Here is a 15,699-nt window from a genome sequence, read left to right as displayed (position 1 = left end):
GAAATCCAAGCTAGGATGGTTTCCTGTCAGAGCACAGGAGGCCATCCCCATGTACGAACCGATCCGCACCAAGTCGGTCCACAGCACGATGGCCGACACCGCCTCCGACTTCCCCCACCGGTCGCGCGAGGAGGAGCTGGACATCCAGCTCGCCGGCCACCTCGCCGCGCTGCTCGCCGTGACCGACGAGCTGCGCGGGCTGACCCCGTCGGCCGATCTGGACACCGCAGCCGAGCGGCTCGCCGAGCAGGTGGCCCGGCTGCGGAGCGGCCGAACGCCGGCCCGCACGACCGGCACCGCTCCCGAGCCCCGACTGGCGGCCCTGCACGAGCGGGCCCACACCCTCGCCGGTCGCGCCCTCGTCGTCGCGGCCTCCCGCGCCGATACGGCGGCGGCGATCCTGTCCGCCGAACGCATGGACGCACACACCGCCGCACTGGCCGACCCGAAGGACCTCAGCGCGGCCCACTGATCCCTCCCCCGGGATCACCTCGACGGCCCCGGTCCGCGTGCACCCGCAGCGACGCGCGGACCGGGCGCCATTTTTTCGTGCGCGCGACGCGTACATTCGGGTGGACTGCACACGCCAAGTGGCCGCCAAAAGGCGGCCGCACCACCACTGCCTCGTAACGTCGGTGGAAATGACGGTGGTTCGGACTTCGACACCCCATCGTCCCTCACTATTCCACGAGATATGACAAAGTGAAACATAGGCAATTGTTGGTGGGGCTCTTCACTACGGCTGCAGTTGCCACCGGAGTGACATCGTGGGCCATTCATTCGTACTCGGCAGCGCCTCCGGATTCCAAGGCCCGGTCATCGGCGGACCAGAACCTGCAGGATGCCGACATCCTGTTGCAGGCCGGCATTGCGCAGCAGCAGAATCACGACGCCCAAGGGGCCGACCGTACGTACCGGCGCGTCCTGAGGCTGGACCCGCAGAACAAGTACGCCTGGTACAACCTGGGAGTCATGGCGCACCAGGCCGGCAGGGCGGCCGATGCCCGTGCGGACTACGACAAGGCCCTGAACATCGACCCGGTGTTCACGTCGGCTCTCTTCAACGAGGCGCTTCTGCTGGAGTCGAGCGATCGCGAACGGGCCGGCGAACTCCTGAAGCGTGTCATCGCCGCCAAGCCCAAGGCCGGCCCGGCACATCTGCACCTCGGACGAATCCGAGCGCGGCAGAACCGTGCCAAGGACGCCGCGGACGAGTTCCGTCGTGCGATCGCCGCCGATCCCTCACTGAGTTCCCAAGTGCCGGCGGAATTCCGATGATTCCCGACTCCTCAACTCTGTCACCGACATCGAGCCAAGCAGGGAGCAACAGATGACGTCGACCGCGACACCGAGGTTCTCCGTCTTCACCCCCAGCCACCGGCCCCGTTTCCTCGATGAGTGCCTGGCAACCCTGCAGGCACAGACCTGTTCGGACTGGGAGTGGATCGTCCTGCTCAACAACGGCGCCCGGTGGCGGCCGGAGCGGCCCGACGACCGCGTCCGCATCGAGATCGCGGACAACGTGAACGGCGTAGGGGCTGCGAAGCGCAGGGCCTGTGAACTGGCGCGCGGCGAGATCCTGGTGGAACTCGACCACGACGACCTGATGGCGAAGTCGTGCCTGGCGGAGGTCGGCAAGGCGTTCGACGAAAATCCCGACGCCGTCTTCGTCTACAGCAACACCGCGCAGATCGCCGAGGACGGGGGTCGGGACGACAGCCGTTTCGACGAGACGTTCGGCTGGCAGTACGAGGAGGTGAACGTCGACGGCCGCAAGCTGCTGCAGGTCATCTCCCTCGCACCGACGCCGCACAACGTCGCCTACATCTGGTACGCACCCAACCACGTGCGGGCGTTCCGCAAGGAGAGCTACGAGAAGGCCGGCGGGTACGACCCCGAGCGTACGGTGCTGGACGACCAGGACCTGATGTGCCGCCTCTTCCACCTCGGCGACTTCCACCACATCAACCGCTGCCTCTACCTCCAGCGGGTACACCCCGGGAACACCCAGAGCGACCCGGAGATCAACGCGCACATCCAGCGCGAGACGGTCGCCCTGTACGACAAGTACATCGAGGCCAACGCCCTCGCATGGACCTACCGGCGCGGGCTGATCGCGTTGGACCTCGGCGCGGCCCACCGGAAGCCGCCGGGCTACGTCGGCGTGGACCGGCGGCCGGGAGAGGGTGTCGACATCGTCGCGACCCTGCCCGGGAAGCTGGACCTGCCCGACGACTCCGTCGGCCTGGTGCGGGCGGTGGACTTCCTCGAGTACGTGCCCGCGAAGGTGCCGCTGATCAACGAGCTGTACCGGCTGCTGGCGCCCGGTGGCATGCTCCTCACCATGACGCCCAGCTCCGACGGCCGCGGCGCCTACCAGGACCCGACGCACGCCGCCTACTACAACGAGAACTCGTTCTGGTACTACACGGACGACCAGTACCGCACCTTCGTGCCGGACCTGGAGGCCCGGTTCCAGTCGTCGCGGCTGGTCACCTACTTCCCGAGCGAGTGGCACTCCAAGAACGACATCTCGTACGTGGTCGCCAACCTCATCGCGATGAAGGACGGGACCGCGCGGCACGGCGGAAAGCTGCTCGTCTAGGCCGCCCGAGACAGCAGGCGCCCGGTGGACCGTGAGGTTCCACCGGGCGCCTTAGAGCGTCCGGCAGTAGGCGTTACTTCAGCTTGCGGGTGGTGGCGCGGCCGCCTTCAAGGTGGCGCCGAAGGCGTTCTCGGACTTCGTCGAGGCAGCGGCCCGCGGCTCGTTCTGACGCATACAGCGGCACAAAACAGGCAGGCGCCCGGCCGGGAACCCCGGCCGGGCGCCTCCACTGCTTCCCCTGGCGAGAGCTAATTCTCCGAGGCGAACGCCATCTCGCGGGCGGCCGTCTCCGTGCCGTCCGCGAGGGTGGTCGTCACGCGGTAGTACGTGGTCGTTCCCTTGGGCCGGGCGGTGTCCACGTACGACCAACTGGTGCTGTCACCGCGCGTCTGGACGTCAACCTTGTCGAAGACGTGGGTCGACCGGTTCCAGCGGTAGACGGTGAAGCCGGTCACCTTGCTGCCGTTGGCGCCCGTGTCGCTGCCCAGCCACCAGCCGACCCAGCCGTTCACGTCGCCGTAGAGGTGGCCGATCGGGGTGTCGCCCACGGCGGGGCCCGCGTCGGCGTCGGGGCGCAGGTCGAGCTCGGTGACGTCCTGGACGGGGGCCCCGGTCTCGACGGTGAGCTGGTTGCCGTACTGGTCGACGGCGATGACGCTGTAGCGGAACTGCTCACCGTCGGCGGCCATACGGTCGAAGTGGTGGGTCTCCGTGAACTCCTTGGGCTTGAGGGTCCAGGCGTCGATGAGCGGCTTGTAGACCCACTCGCCGTCGACGAGGGTGCCCCGCAGGATGCGGTAGTGGTCGAGACCGGGATCGTCACTGGCGTCCCAGCTCAGCGAGACGCCGTTCTCCTGGGCGGTGGCGGTCGTGCCCGTCACCGGGGGCGGCGGCGTGTTGTTTCCGGCGACCGCGACCGGCATCTCGACGGAGGGGGTGCCCCCGTTCCCGGCGTCGTCCACAGCCACGACTGAGTAGTAGTACGTGGCACCCGGCGGCGGGGCCGCGTCCGTGAAGGACGTGCCCCGGATGCCCTTGGCGACCTCCACGATCGTGCGCCCGGGCTCCGTGCGCGGCTTGTCATAGCGCAGGACCGTGTACCCGGCGAAGTCCTCGCTGGTGGTCTCGGACTTGTCCCACGTCAACGTGACCCCGCGCTCGTCCTCGACCGCCGTTGCGTTGTGCGCGGTGTCCACGGGGCCCGTCTTGTCCCGCGTGTAGAACTCCGCCGTGCCGGAAGCCGCCGACTCGTTGCCGTGCGTGTCGACCGCCGTGACGACGTAGTAGTACGTGTCCCCGGTCAGCGGCAGCGGCTCCTGGTACCAGGAATAGGTGAGCGGCTTGTCACCATTCAGCCGGTTCGCCGCGGTGAGCGCGACCGGCCTGCCGGTGGTGGAGCGGTACACGTTGTACCCGGCGAGGTCCGCCTCGGTGTTCCCGTACCAGGAAAGGCTGACCTTCTCGGAGTAGTCGGGCTTCCAGGCATCCTCGACCCCCTTCGGCGCCGCGGGAGCGCTCTCGTCGACGGTGGTGACGGACTTGTCCGCCGTACCCGCGGACTCGTTGCCCGCCTTGTCGAAGGCGCGGACCTCGTAGTAGTAGACCGCGCCGTTCTTCGGCAGCGTGGTGTCCGTGTACGAGGTGGAAGTCGTCGTGGCCAGCGGCTTGGTGCCGTACGAGGTGCCCTGGAGCCGGCGGTACACGCGGTAGCCCGCGAGGTCCATCTCCTTGTTGGCCGTCCAGCTGAAGTTGGCCTGGTACGAGGAGTCGTACGTGAGGGACGTGCCGGTGGGCACGAGGGGCTTGACCGTGTCGACGGTAGCGGACGTGCGGGGCAGGTAGTCCGCCTTGACGTTCGCGGCGCCCGTCCAGTTGACGAAGTCGAAGCGGAGGGTGTGCGTCCCGGACGGGATGGTGATGTTGACGGTCTTCGTCTGGGTTGTCGAGACGTTCTTCCAGATGTCGACCTTGCGCGTGCCGTCGAGGTAGACGCGCAGACCGTCGCGGGTCGCGACGGGGATCGAGAACGGGCCGCCGGAGCCGAAGTCCCGGGTGACCGTCCAGCGCACGCCGAAGTAGTTGCTGGGCAGCCCGGCGGCGGGGGCGCCGGTGCCCCAGTTCTGATCAATCTTCGAATCGCAGTCGGTCTTCTTCGGCGTACCGGAGAAGGTCGTGTTCGCGTAGAACTGCCGCTTGAAGACGGGCGACTTACAGGTCACGGTCGCCGTGGCGGCACCGGCGGCGGACGTGCACGTGAGCAGGGCTCCGGTCGTCGCGAGGACGGTGGTCGCGGCGAGGGCGGACGCACGAGTGGCTCGGTTCATGCCTTCCTTCGGTCTGGGTCGGCGGTGGGAAGACGGTGTCTTCCCACCGCCGACCAGACCTTCGGGAAAGGCGGGGGGTTGTGCGGGTTTCGGGTGTGGCGTCCCTCACGTATGGCGTGGGGGCGGGTGTCGTGTTCGTACGGGTACGCCACGGGCCGCCGTACCAGGGCTGGGTGAGGCCGGCGACCCGCTGCCGCACGGGGACCGTCATCCTGTGCGGGGCTGGGGCCCGGTCCACTCCTGCCGGGGCGCACGGGGAAAGTGCGCGTGGCCACGGGCGCGTGCGCCCCGTTTACACGGGGAGCGTGAGGGTGCCCTCGGGGCCCGCGTGGCAGTGCCCCCCGGGCCGTCGCCTGACGGCGTGCGGCTCCCGGGCCGCCGACCGAGGGCAGGGAATGGATCGGCGGCCCCTTCGCGCGGGGAAGCCGTCTCCCGCGCGGGCCTGCGGGATCAGTGCACCGCCGCACGCCACATGCCGGGAGCGTGCGCGTGCGCCCGCTGCACACGGGGTGCGCGCCTCCCGCCGCAGGGCGCCTTGGTGATGCAGCCGTCCACGGACAGCTCGCCGAGCTCCAGGCCGATCATGCGGTCGTACGCCTGCAGCGCCAGTGCGTGGACCTGCGCGGATATCCCCAGCTCGGCCCAGTATGTGAGGCGCCGTCGGATGGTGCGGTCCGAACAGCCGGGCACGGCGATGCGCTCGTAGCCGCTCCCGTGCACCAGGGCGGCGATCACGTGCTCGAACACGATCCGGTCGGGGATGCGCGGGTTGTGGCAGCCCAGCGGGTGGGTGTCCACGTGCTCGGGCAGCAGCGCCGCGAATTGGTCCCACAGGGGGTCGAGCAGGCACGGTGGCAGAACAGGCACGAGCCCTCCGGTGATCACTGAGCGTAGAGAACTCCATGATCACCGAAGCTCGTGTCTGCTCTCCGTTCGGGACACCCTCCGACCGCCGGTGCACGCCTACTGCCGGTCGCCCTTAGACGTCTGTGGGCCGGACTGACACCGCTTCAGACGCCGACGCGTTGCTTCGCCCCGACGAGTTGCCTCGAGCGCAGGTGGCGTCGTGAGAACTCCAGATTCTGGAGCACGCGGTCACGATGTTCGGCGGGCAACTTGTTCCCTGCCAGCAGGCGTTCACAGCAGTCCTCCGCTTCCTCGTACTCCCCCACCCAGTAGGCGGACACCCCGAGTTCGTCGAGTGCGCGCCAGTCGTACCAGTCGGGCTCGACGAGCATGTGGTCCTCCCTCGGATACGGGAGGCGTGCCGCCTGCCGCGCGAACAGGTGGGCGAGCGGCCACCGCTGCCCGTTGACGCGGCACCAGCGCGCGAGCTCACCGAGTGCTTCGGCGCGTGTGGGGCGGCTCTCGTGCGCACCGAGGTAGCGGTCCATCACCTCGGCCGGCGGCCGCTCCAGTTTTTCGGCCAACTGTGCGGCGAACAGGCGGGCCAAGAAGACCTCCTCGTCCGAGCCGCCCATGCCCGCACGGCGGTCGTAGGCTTCGATCGCCTTCTCGAACTCACCCACGTTGCCCCAGCTCTGGGCCAGGTAGAACACATAGCGCTCGTTGCCGGGCTCCTTGATCAGGCCCTGCTGGAGGATCTCGACATCTCCCAGGTATTTCTCCCGCAGGCTTTTCCCCCTGCTGCGTCCCCCGTCGCCCACGACGACAATGGTGGCGCCTTCCAGGTTCCCGAGGCTGTACCGCGAACCGCAGTCGAGGTACTCGTGCAGGACACCGACGTACCGCCACGGAAGCCGGGTCGAGACCAGAGCACGGCGCCGGTGCATGTAGCGCCCGCTTCTGATGTTGAGCCGGTAGGCGTCGAGGGCCAGCTCGGGCATGCTGGAGCCGGGCGGCACCTCCATCATGTCGTCGGCGTCCATGAAGAGCAGATAGTCCGCGTGGGCACGAGCGAGTTCGATCGCCTCGGTACGGCTGCCGTCGAAACCCTTCCAAGGCCGTTCGTAGAGTTCGCCGGGCAGGTCGCTGTAGACGTCGCGGATGACGTCCTGCGTGCCGTCGGTCGAGCCGGTGTCCACGATGACCCAGGTGTCGATCAGGGGCCGTACGGATTCGAGGCAACGCCGGATCACCGGGGCCTCGTCCTTGACGATCATGTTGAGACAGACCGTTGACTTCACGGGTCCCATCCAATCCAGCCGATGAAATCCCTGCAAAGAGGCTGGGCCGCAACCCTTTCTCAGGACTCGTGCATTCGAGTGGTCTGAACACCCCTCGCGCCTGCCGTACGACGGCTCCATCGGGGGCTCCTCGTAACGTCGTTGACAAGACCTGAGACAGGCGAACTCCATCCATCCGCCACCTTCCACGAAAAGTGACCAAGTGAAACGTACGAGATTGTGGGCCGGGCTCGCCGCGACGGCGATGGTTGCCACCGGGGTGACCGTCTGGGCGATTCATTCCCCGTTGGCCGAGCCGTCTGAATCCAAGGCCGCTTCAGAGATCCGGAACGCGAAGTCGAAGTCGGTGGAGGCGCTGCTGAATTCCGGCCTAAAGCGCCAGATTCAGCAGGATTCCAGCGGTGCCGCCGAGGACTTCCGGCACGTCCTGGAACTGGACCCCACGAACAAGCGTGCCTGGTACGGCCTCGGGCTCGTCGATCAGCAGTCCGGCAGGACGGCGGATGCCCGGGCGGACTTCGACAAGGCGCTCGACATCGATCCCCGCTTCATGTCCGCTCTCTACAGCGAGGCGTACATGCTGAGAACGAGTGACCCCGACCGGGCCATCGAGCTCTTCAAGCGTGCCGTCGCCGCCGATCCGAAGGCCACCGCGATCCAGATGCAACTGGGCAACCTCCTGGCCGAGCGCCACCGCAAGGACGAGGCCGAGGATGCTTTCCGTCATGCGGTCGCGGTCGACCACCGGCTCCTTTCCCAAGTGCCGGAAGGGTTCAGGGATTCCGTGAGCCGCTGAGTGCCTGGCTGCGCGGACGACGCCCCGGAAGGCGCCCTGCGGACCCGTCTGGTTCCGCGGGGCGCCTTCTACGTGTGGCGGGCGCTCGCGCGCGCCGCGGCCGCCAGATCGGCGAACGCGGGATCCTTCAGGGCGGCCGCCAGCTGGTCGTCCCACGGGGGAAGGGGGGCGAGGCCGGCTCGCAGCCAGTTGCCGTGGTCGAGGACACCGAAGGCTGGACGGGTGGCCGGACGCGGGAACTTGTCCGAGCCGACCGGGCGGATCCGCTCGGGATCGAGACCGCTGAGCCGGAAGGTCTCACGCACCAGGCCGCACCATGTGGTGCGACCTGCCGCCGTGCCGTGGTAGATGCCGGCCGGTGCCCCTCCGGTCAGCGCCGCGCGGCCGAGCGCGGCCAACTGCCGGGCGAGCGCCCGGGACCAGGTCGGCTGACCGTGCTGGTCGGCCACCACGTCCAAGGTCTGCCGCCGGGCGGCGAGTTCGAGCATGGTGGCCACGAAATTCGGGCCGTGCGCGCCGTAGAGCCAGGCGGTACGCACGATGTAGCCGGTGCGCGGGAGCAGTTCGACGACCGCCCGCTCCCCGGCCAGTTTGCTTCTCCCGTATGCGTTGACGGGCCCCGTCGGCGCGTTCTCCGGGTACGGGCGGCGGACGTCGCCCGGGAACACGTAGTCGGTGGAGATGTGCAGCAGGATGGCACCGGCGTCTGCACACGCGTGGCCGAGGTGGCGGACGCCCGTACCGTTCACGGCCGTGGCAGCCGCCTCGGACCGCTCCGCGCCGTCGACGTCCGTCCACGCGGCACAGTTGACGACCACCCGGTGACCGGCGACGGCGGCGCGCACGGCGTCCCGGTCGGTGATGCCCAGCTGCTCCCGGTCCAGCCCCGTGACCACGGCATCCGGGTCGGTGGCGAGTTCGGCCAGCACGTCCTGGCCGAGGAGCCCCCGGGCGCCGGTCACCAGCCAGTTGGTGCTCATTGCACTGCGGCCCTCGCCTTCAGCGGCTCCCACCAGGCGCGGTGCTCCCGATACCAGGCGACCGTGGCCGCAAGGCCCTCGCTGAAGGCCACCTGAGGGGCGTAGCCGAGCTCTTCGCGGATCTTGCTGTCGTCCAGCGAGTAGCGCAGGTCGTGGCCCTTGCGGTCGGCCACGTACTCGACCCGGTCCCAGCCCGCGCCGACCGCGTCCAGCAGCAGGCCGGTGAGCTTGTGGTTGGTCAGTTCGGTCCCGCCACCGATGTGGTAGATCTCTCCGGCCCGGCCGCCGCGCAGGACCAGGTCGATGCCCCGGCAGTGGTCGGAGACGTGCAGCCAGTCGCGCAGGTTGCGGCCGTCTCCGTACAGGGGGACCGTTTTCCCGTCGAGCAGGTTGGTGATGAAGAGCGGGATGACCTTCTCGGGGAACTGGTACGGCCCGTAGTTGTTGGTGCAGCGGGTGACGACCACGTCCAGGCCGTGGGTGCGGTGGTAGGCGAGCGCCAGCAGGTCGGAGCCGGCTTTCGACGCGGAGTACGGGGAGTTCGGCGCCAGAGGCCACCCCTCGGTCCATGCGCCTTCGCTGATCGAGCCGTAGACCTCGTCGGTGGATACATGGACGAGGCGGCCGACGCCGTGCCGGTGGGCCGCGTCCAGGAGCACCTGCGTGCCCATCACATTGGTGCGGACGAACGGGCCGGCCCCGTCGATCGACCGGTCCACGTGCGACTCGGCGGCGAAATGGACCACGGCGTCCTGGCCCGCCATCACCTGGTCGACCACGTCCGGGTCGCAGATGTCGCCTCGGACGAAGGTGTAGCCCGAGTGTTCCGCCACCGGTGCCAGATTGGCCTCGACTCCCGAATAGGTGAGTGCGTCGAGGACGGTGATCCGCACTGCCGGATCCGAATTCAAGATTCGCCGGACGTACTCCGAACCGATGAATCCGGCGCCGCCAGTCACAAGGATGCGCATAGTTCTCCGAGTCTTTCTTGCTGCCCCGCGTACGGCATCAAATCTTCAGGCGCCTGGTCACGGGCGCGGACACAACGCGGACGGTGCCCGCGAGGCCGAAGCCTCGGGGCACCGTCGATCATTCCCAGGAGAAGCGGTACCGGATTGCCGGTGGTGAACTACCGCTCGCGTGGGAGTTACGCGATGTCGGCGCAGACCACGTAGACGTCGACAGTCGGAGGGAGACCAGGCCCAGTGACGAGACCAGGCGGGAGGGAAACCTGCCACCCGATGGGGACGGTTCCGTTGGGGCCGACGGGGACCGGCCTACTGGTCTGGACGTTGGCGCCGAATGAATTGAATCCGCCGCCGGTGGCCACGTCGCCGGGGTCACACGTGGCAGTCCCCGTCTGGGCGGTCACAGGGAACGAAATGGAGTTGACGTACGTCCTGACACCCCGGGGCCCCTGAGCACCCTGAGCACCCTGAGCACCCTGCGCGCCCTGAGCACCCTGCGGGCCCTGGACACCCGTGCCCGCAGCACCCTGCGCGCCTTGCGCGCCCTGAGCACCCTGAGCGCCCTGAGCGCCCTGAGCGCCCTGCGGACCCCGCGGACCCTGCGGACCCTGCGGGCCCTGGAAGCCCCGGGGACCACGCGGACCCTGCGGACCCTGCGGACCTCGCTTGCCGGGCTTGCCGTCATGGCCGTCATGGCCGCCCCAGCCGCCGGCCGTGTCTTCGTGCGTACTGCTGGTCGCCTGGGGCACAGACCGGTGGATCGCGTCGGCGATGGCCACCGAGCTCTGCCCAACGTTGAGCGCCACCGCGAGAACGCCTGCCGACACCAGCGTGGTGGACCTCAGGCGTGAACTTCGGATCGTTCTACGGTTCAAGAGAACCTTCCTCAGTAACTGGGAGGGAGTCAGACCGCAAGCGGGCGCACCAGTGCGCTTTTCGCATGCGCGTCGCGTCGCCTCTGGCTACGGACAAATCCATTCTTAAACTCGCAGCAACTGAATGGTCAGGGTCACACCGCGACTTGCGCCAAGATCACCCGTGCGGGCTCAATGAACCTGCTTCCACCGTGCCTTCCTCGCGGATTCCTTTGGCGAGCCCTCTGCGATACGCGATGCAGTCCTCGAAGGACGGCAGGAGGCCCAGTCGCCGCGCTTCCTCCAGCGTTGGCGCAGCGGCGTCCTTGCCGGAAAGGCGCGGGGTGAGTTCCTCGGGCCAGGAGATGGCCAAATCGGGGTCGAGCGGGTTGATCCCGTATTCCCGGTGCGGCGCGTACCCCTCCGAACAGAGGTAGATGACGGTTGAATTATCCTCCAGAGCCATGAAGCCATGGCCCAGGCCTTCCGAGATATAGACGCAGCGGTGCGTCGTGTCGTCGAGCCTGACCGCTTCCCATTTTCCGAAGCTCGGAGAACCTGTGCGGATGTCGACCACCACGTCGAGGACGGCGCCGCTGACGCAGGTGACGAACTTGGCCTGGCCTGGTGGGACCGCTGCGTAGTGGATGCCGCGGAGAGTGCCCAGAACGGAGCGCGAGCAGTTGGCCTGCACCAGTCGGAATCCGTGGCCGATGGAATCAAGGAACCGTTCCCCCTTGAACCACTCATGGAATCTGCCCCTGGTATCCGTGAACACCTCGGGCGTGTCCAGCCAGGCCCCTTCGATGCCAAGTGGCTCCATGTGAATGCTCCTTTCAGCTCGCAACCGGCTCAGGGTCGGCCGAGCGATTCCCGGTAGTGCGATCCGCTGCTTCTCTGGGGCAGGACGACATGCCGGTAGTCCTCCAGCAGCCCCAGCAGATAGTGGCCGTACCCGCTCTTGAGCAGGGGCTGGGCCAGTTCCCGGAGCCGGTCGTCATCGATCAGGCCGGCACGCCACACCGCTTCCTCCACGCACCCCACCTTGAAGCCCTGGCGCTCCTCGATCACCCGGACGAACTCCGACGCCTGCATCATGGAAGCGAAGGTCCCGGTGTCCAGCCATGCGGTGCCGCGGTCCAGCCGGGTGACCTGCAGCGTCCCGGCCTCCAGATAGACCCGGTTGAGGTCGGAGATCTCCAACTCGCCTCGGGCGCTGGGTCGCAGACCGCGGGCGATTTCCACGACGTGATGGTCGTAGAAGTAAAGGCCGGGCACGGCGTAGCGGGACTTCGGCCGGGCCGGTTTCTCTTCGATGGACAGTGCCCGGCCCGCCTCGTCGAACTCCACCACGCCGTAGGCCGACGGGTTGGCGACCTGGTAGGCGAACACCCTCCCGCCCTTGAATTCGTCGTCGTGGTTGGCAAGCCGGGTACCGAGGCCACTCCCGTAGAAGATGTTGTCGCCCAGGATCAGGGCCACCGATTCGTCGCCGATGAAGTCGGCCCCCAGAAGGAAGGCCTGGGCAATTCCCTCCGGACGCTCCTGTGCCATGTACTCCAGTCGAAGGCCGAATTGACGACCGTCGCCGAGCAAGCGGCGGAACTGGTACTGGTCTTCGGGCGTGGTGAGGACAAGGATCTCACGCACACCGGCCATCACCAGTGTGCAAAGCGGGTAATAGATCATCGGTTTGTCGAAAACCGGCAGCAGTTGCTTCGATACCGAGCGGGTCAGTGGCCACAGCCGCGAGCCGGTACCCCCGGCCAGGAGAATTCCGCGCATGGCAGCACCATAGGCGCAATGCCGGTAAATGCCGGTTTCCTACACGTCGACAAGGAGCGTTTCAGACATACTGATCGCCGTCGCGCCCGGATACCGCACGGCGCGATCGAGCGAGACCTGAATGGAGTCCGGAATGCTCGACACAGCCGCAATGGCCCCGCGCCGGCGCGCCACATATTCGACGGTACTGGCACTGGCCGCGTGCATCACGCTGGCCGTAGCCCTCTTGGTCCGCATGCCTCTGCTGGCCGACGAGTCCGGGGACTACAAGATCTTTCTCCAGCTCTGGTACTGGCACATCGTGAGCCACGGCGGATTCGACGCTCTAGCCGAACCCAGTTTCTCGGACTACAACGTTCCCTATCTCTATCTGCTGGCCGCGCTGACCTACTTGCCGATGTCGTCGCTGGTGGGCATCAAGTCGGTCTCGATGCTGTCCGACCTGGCGCTGGCGTACTACACCTTCCGGACCGTGTCCCTGTTCCGGTCCACACACCGCTGGGCGGCCTTCGGCGCGGCCGCGGTCGTACTCTTCCTGCCCACCGTCGTCACCAACAGCGCGTGGTGGGGGCAGTGCGACGGCATCTACACGGCCTTCCTCGTCGGTGGGATCTACTATGTGTTGCGCCACCGGCCGTGGTGGGCATGCACGTTCTTCGGGATCGCCCTGGCCTTCAAGTTCCAGGCCGTTTTCCTCTTCCCCTTCCTGCTCGTCCTGGTGCTGGTGGGACGGGTGCCGTGGCGGTGCCTGCTCGCCATTCCCGGGGTGTACCTCGCACTCGACGTCCCGGCCCTCCTGATCGGCGCCGACCCGGGGCGGCTGCTGACGGTCTACGCCCGGCAGACGGACACCTACCGCCTGCTCACCATGAACGCGCCGTCCCTCTACCAGTTCGTGTCGGTGCCCGGCAACACCGACCCCGTGCGCAGGGCGGGCGTTCTGGTCGCGGGGGTGCTGGTGTCGCTCCTGATGGGGCTGGCGGTCTGGTCGCTGCGGCGCGGCCGACGCGGCGCGCCGGGCTCCGGCCTTCGCGTGCCGGAACTCACGGACACCCGGATCGTGTTGCTGGCCACCTGTTCCGCGATCCTGGTGCCGTTCCTGCTGCCCTCGATGCACGAGCGCTACTTCTACCCCGCGGACGTCCTCACGGTGATGGCCGCGTTCCAGCGGCCCCGGCGGCTCTGGTACCTGCCGGTGCTGGTGCAGATCGCGTCGTTCGGCAGCTACATGTACTGCGTTTCCCCGCAAGTCGGTCCGTATGTCTCGATGCCCGCGCTCGGTGTGCTGATGCTGTTCGCGCTGATCGCCGTGGTCCGGACGACGGTCCACGAGTTCCGCCACGAATCGGAAGCACCGACCGTGCCCGGCCAGGCGGCCCCCGACAGCGGCGCGGCCGAGCCTGCCCGCACGTAGCGGCCGTTCCACCAGGAGCGTTCCGCCAGGGAGTCGCTCACGACGACAAACGGCCCGGTGCGCCGCAACGCTGCGCACCGGGCCGTCACGGGGCAGAACTCCTATGGGGTTCCCGGCCCGCCGAGGGAGTCCAGAGCGCTTCCCTGACCGCGTTGCGGACCGGGCCACGCGATCCCCGCCATGGGGGCGATCGCCGCGCCGGTGTCGTCGGCGACGAAGTAGGTCGGGCGTCGCTGGACGGCGGAGTAGACGCGGCCGATGTACTCGCCGAGCACGCCCAGACAGATGAGCTGGACGGCGCCGATGAAGAGCACGGCGATGATCAGGGAGGCCCAGCCGGGGGTGGTGTTGCCCGCCGAGTACACGACCAGCGTGTAGACGAGCGTGCCGAGGCAGATCATGAAGGCGAGGGCGCCGAGCCAGGTGGCCAGGCGCAACGGGGCGACGGAGAAGCTGATGATGCTGTCGACCGCCAGCAGGATCATCTTGCGCAGGGGGTACTTGGTGTGGCCGGCGACGCGTTCGTCGCGGTGGTAGGTGACCTCTCCACTGGGGAAGCCGAACCAGGGCACCAGGAGCCGGTATACCTGCGGCTGGTCGGGCAGGGCCTTCAGAGCGTCGAGGACATTGCGCGACAGCAGCCGGAAGTCGCCGGCCTGGGCGGGGACGTGGTTGCCCACCATGCGCCGCATGAGCCAGTAGTAGACCCCGGCCGTGTGACGCTTGAAGCCGGTGTCGGTGGAGCGGTTGGCACGTACTCCGTAGACGATGTCCAGGTGCCGGGCGCGGGCCAGGTCGAGCATCTCGGGGATCTTCTCCGGGGGGTCCTGGAGATCGGCGTCGAGGCTCGCGGCGTAGCGGCCGCGGGCGTGGTGCAGGCCGGCGGTCAGCGCCGCCTGGTGTCCGCTGTTGCGGCGCAGTCGTACCATCCGCAGTTGCGGCCAGCCGGCCCGCAGCTCCTTCAGCAGTTCCACCGTCCGGTCCGTTGAGCCGTCGTCCACCGCGACGACCTCGTACAGCTCGCCCGTGGCGTCCAGCACCGGCCGCAGTCGCGCCACCAGCGCCGGCAACGCCTCTTCCTCGTTGAACATCGGAATCACGACCGACAACTCGACGGCCGACTCGAGCCGGTCGGTGGGATCGTGGAGCACATCAATCATTTGGAGATGCCAGCCCATTCTCGAGCGGGTCGGCGCACTACTGCGCCCGATTTGCTCGCATAAGGTACTGTCTGGGGTTGTTTCAGTGCGTCAGACACACGTTCTCGAACCCCAGGTGCCGTAATCGATGCCGAACTCCACCGAGACCGCCGCCGATGTGACCGAGACCGGAGTCGCCCGGCAACTGCCGGTGTTCGCGATCATCGGCGTACTGTCCACCGCCGCCTATCTGGGCCTGTACACGGCGCTGCGGCCGGTGGTCGACGCCCAGTCCGCCAACCTGGTCGCGCTGCTGGTCACGGCCGTGGCGAACACCGCCGCCAACCGCCGGTTCACCTTCGGGGTGCGCGGCTCGGACGGGGCCGCCCGGCATCAACTCCAGGGACTGGTGGCCTTCTTCGCCGGGCTCGCGCTGAGCAGCGGGGCCCTCGCCGTGGTGCACCGGACCCTGCCGGACGAGACGCAGGTGGAGGTCGGCGCACTGATCGTGGCCAATGCCGCCGCGACGGCGCTCCGCTTCGTGTTGCTGCGGCTGTGGGTCTTCAGAGGTCCCTGACTCCACAAGGTCCTGCCTCCCACAGGGCCCTGCCGCCCAGAGGACCCCGACTCCCCGAAAACGGGTCCGGGGCCCGCCCCGTACGCCGTTGTACGGGGCGGGCCCCGGGC

Annotated in this window: 13 protein-coding genes and 1 pseudogene; 6 read left to right on the top strand and 8 right to left on the bottom strand. The window is 68.1% G+C overall.

What is annotated here, in order from left to right:
* Positions 1–49 precede the first annotated feature (49 nt).
* From ACQPXS_RS29110 to ACQPXS_RS29100, 3 genes are all read left to right on the top strand, one after another.
* A complete protein-coding gene (locus ACQPXS_RS29110; RefSeq protein WP_433452202.1) occupies positions 50–472 on the top strand; it encodes a hypothetical protein in 423 nt (140 codons plus the stop codon).
* Positions 473–723: 251 nt separating this feature from the next.
* Positions 724–1,278, top strand: a complete 555-nt coding sequence (locus tag ACQPXS_RS29105; protein WP_433452200.1) for a tetratricopeptide repeat protein — start codon at positions 724–726, stop codon at positions 1,276–1,278.
* A 52-nt stretch (positions 1,279–1,330) separates the two neighbouring features.
* Positions 1,331–2,605 (top strand): glycosyltransferase, encoded by a 1,275-nt coding sequence (locus ACQPXS_RS29100; protein WP_433452199.1) that lies wholly within the window; start codon positions 1,331–1,333, stop codon positions 2,603–2,605.
* A gap of 248 nt (positions 2,606–2,853) precedes the next feature.
* On the opposite strand, the gene ACQPXS_RS29095 is transcribed toward ACQPXS_RS29100, so the two are convergent.
* The 3 genes and pseudogenes from ACQPXS_RS29095 to ACQPXS_RS29085 form a co-directional block, all read right to left on the bottom strand.
* A complete protein-coding gene (locus ACQPXS_RS29095) occupies positions 2,854–4,929 on the bottom strand; it encodes a PA14 domain-containing protein (protein ID WP_433452198.1) in 2,076 nt (691 codons plus the stop codon).
* 504 nt (positions 4,930–5,433) lie between these two features.
* A pseudogene (locus tag ACQPXS_RS29090) lies at positions 5,434–5,796 on the bottom strand (transposase); the annotation flags it as partial.
* A gap of 143 nt (positions 5,797–5,939) precedes the next feature.
* Complete coding sequence (locus ACQPXS_RS29085; RefSeq protein ID WP_433452197.1) at positions 5,940–7,076, bottom strand: glycosyltransferase; 1,137 nt, start codon at positions 7,074–7,076, stop codon at positions 5,940–5,942.
* Between the two features lie 202 nt (positions 7,077–7,278).
* Here ACQPXS_RS29085 and ACQPXS_RS29080 point away from each other — a divergent pair, with 202 nt between their 5' ends.
* Positions 7,279–7,872 (top strand): tetratricopeptide repeat protein, encoded by a 594-nt coding sequence (locus ACQPXS_RS29080; protein WP_433452196.1) that lies wholly within the window; start codon positions 7,279–7,281, stop codon positions 7,870–7,872.
* Positions 7,873–7,940: 68 nt separating this feature from the next.
* Here the strand turns inward: ACQPXS_RS29080 and rfbD are convergent, their stop codons facing one another.
* From rfbD to rfbA, 4 genes are all read right to left on the bottom strand, one after another.
* A complete protein-coding gene (rfbD, locus tag ACQPXS_RS29075; RefSeq protein WP_433452194.1) occupies positions 7,941–8,852 on the bottom strand; it encodes a dTDP-4-dehydrorhamnose reductase in 912 nt (303 codons plus the stop codon).
* A complete protein-coding gene (gene rfbB, locus ACQPXS_RS29070) occupies positions 8,849–9,823 on the bottom strand; it encodes a dTDP-glucose 4,6-dehydratase (protein ID WP_433452193.1) in 975 nt (324 codons plus the stop codon). Before rfbB ends, rfbD begins: the two co-directional genes overlap by 4 nt.
* Positions 9,824–10,852: 1,029 nt before the next feature.
* Positions 10,853–11,497 (bottom strand): dTDP-4-dehydrorhamnose 3,5-epimerase, encoded by a 645-nt coding sequence (rfbC, locus tag ACQPXS_RS29065; protein ID WP_433452192.1) that lies wholly within the window; start codon positions 11,495–11,497, stop codon positions 10,853–10,855.
* A gap of 29 nt (positions 11,498–11,526) precedes the next feature.
* Entirely contained in the window at positions 11,527–12,459 is a 933-nt protein-coding gene (gene rfbA / locus ACQPXS_RS29060) for a glucose-1-phosphate thymidylyltransferase RfbA (RefSeq protein WP_433452190.1), read from the bottom strand.
* 133 nt (positions 12,460–12,592) lie between these two features.
* Here rfbA and ACQPXS_RS29055 point away from each other — a divergent pair, with 133 nt between their 5' ends.
* Positions 12,593–13,873 carry a hypothetical protein gene (locus ACQPXS_RS29055; protein ID WP_433452188.1) on the top strand — a complete coding sequence of 427 codons (1,281 nt, stop codon included), beginning with the start codon at positions 12,593–12,595 and terminating at the stop codon, positions 13,871–13,873.
* Between the two features lie 101 nt (positions 13,874–13,974).
* Here ACQPXS_RS29055 and ACQPXS_RS29050 read toward each other — a convergent pair whose 3' ends face one another.
* Positions 13,975–15,033: a glycosyltransferase family 2 protein gene (locus ACQPXS_RS29050; RefSeq protein WP_433452186.1), complete on the bottom strand. Its 1,059-nt coding sequence runs from the start codon at positions 15,031–15,033 to the stop codon at positions 13,975–13,977.
* 127 nt (positions 15,034–15,160) lie between these two features.
* Between ACQPXS_RS29050 and ACQPXS_RS29045 the strand changes: the two genes are divergently transcribed.
* Complete coding sequence (locus ACQPXS_RS29045; RefSeq protein ID WP_433452185.1) at positions 15,161–15,589, top strand: GtrA family protein; 429 nt, start codon at positions 15,161–15,163, stop codon at positions 15,587–15,589.
* The last annotated feature ends 110 nt before the right edge of the window (positions 15,590–15,699 follow it).

Source organism: Streptomyces sp. CA-142005 (assembly GCF_050942335.1).
Lineage (GTDB): Bacteria > Actinomycetota > Actinomycetes > Streptomycetales > Streptomycetaceae > Streptomyces.
This window is presented reverse-complemented; position numbering and strand designations above follow the sequence as displayed.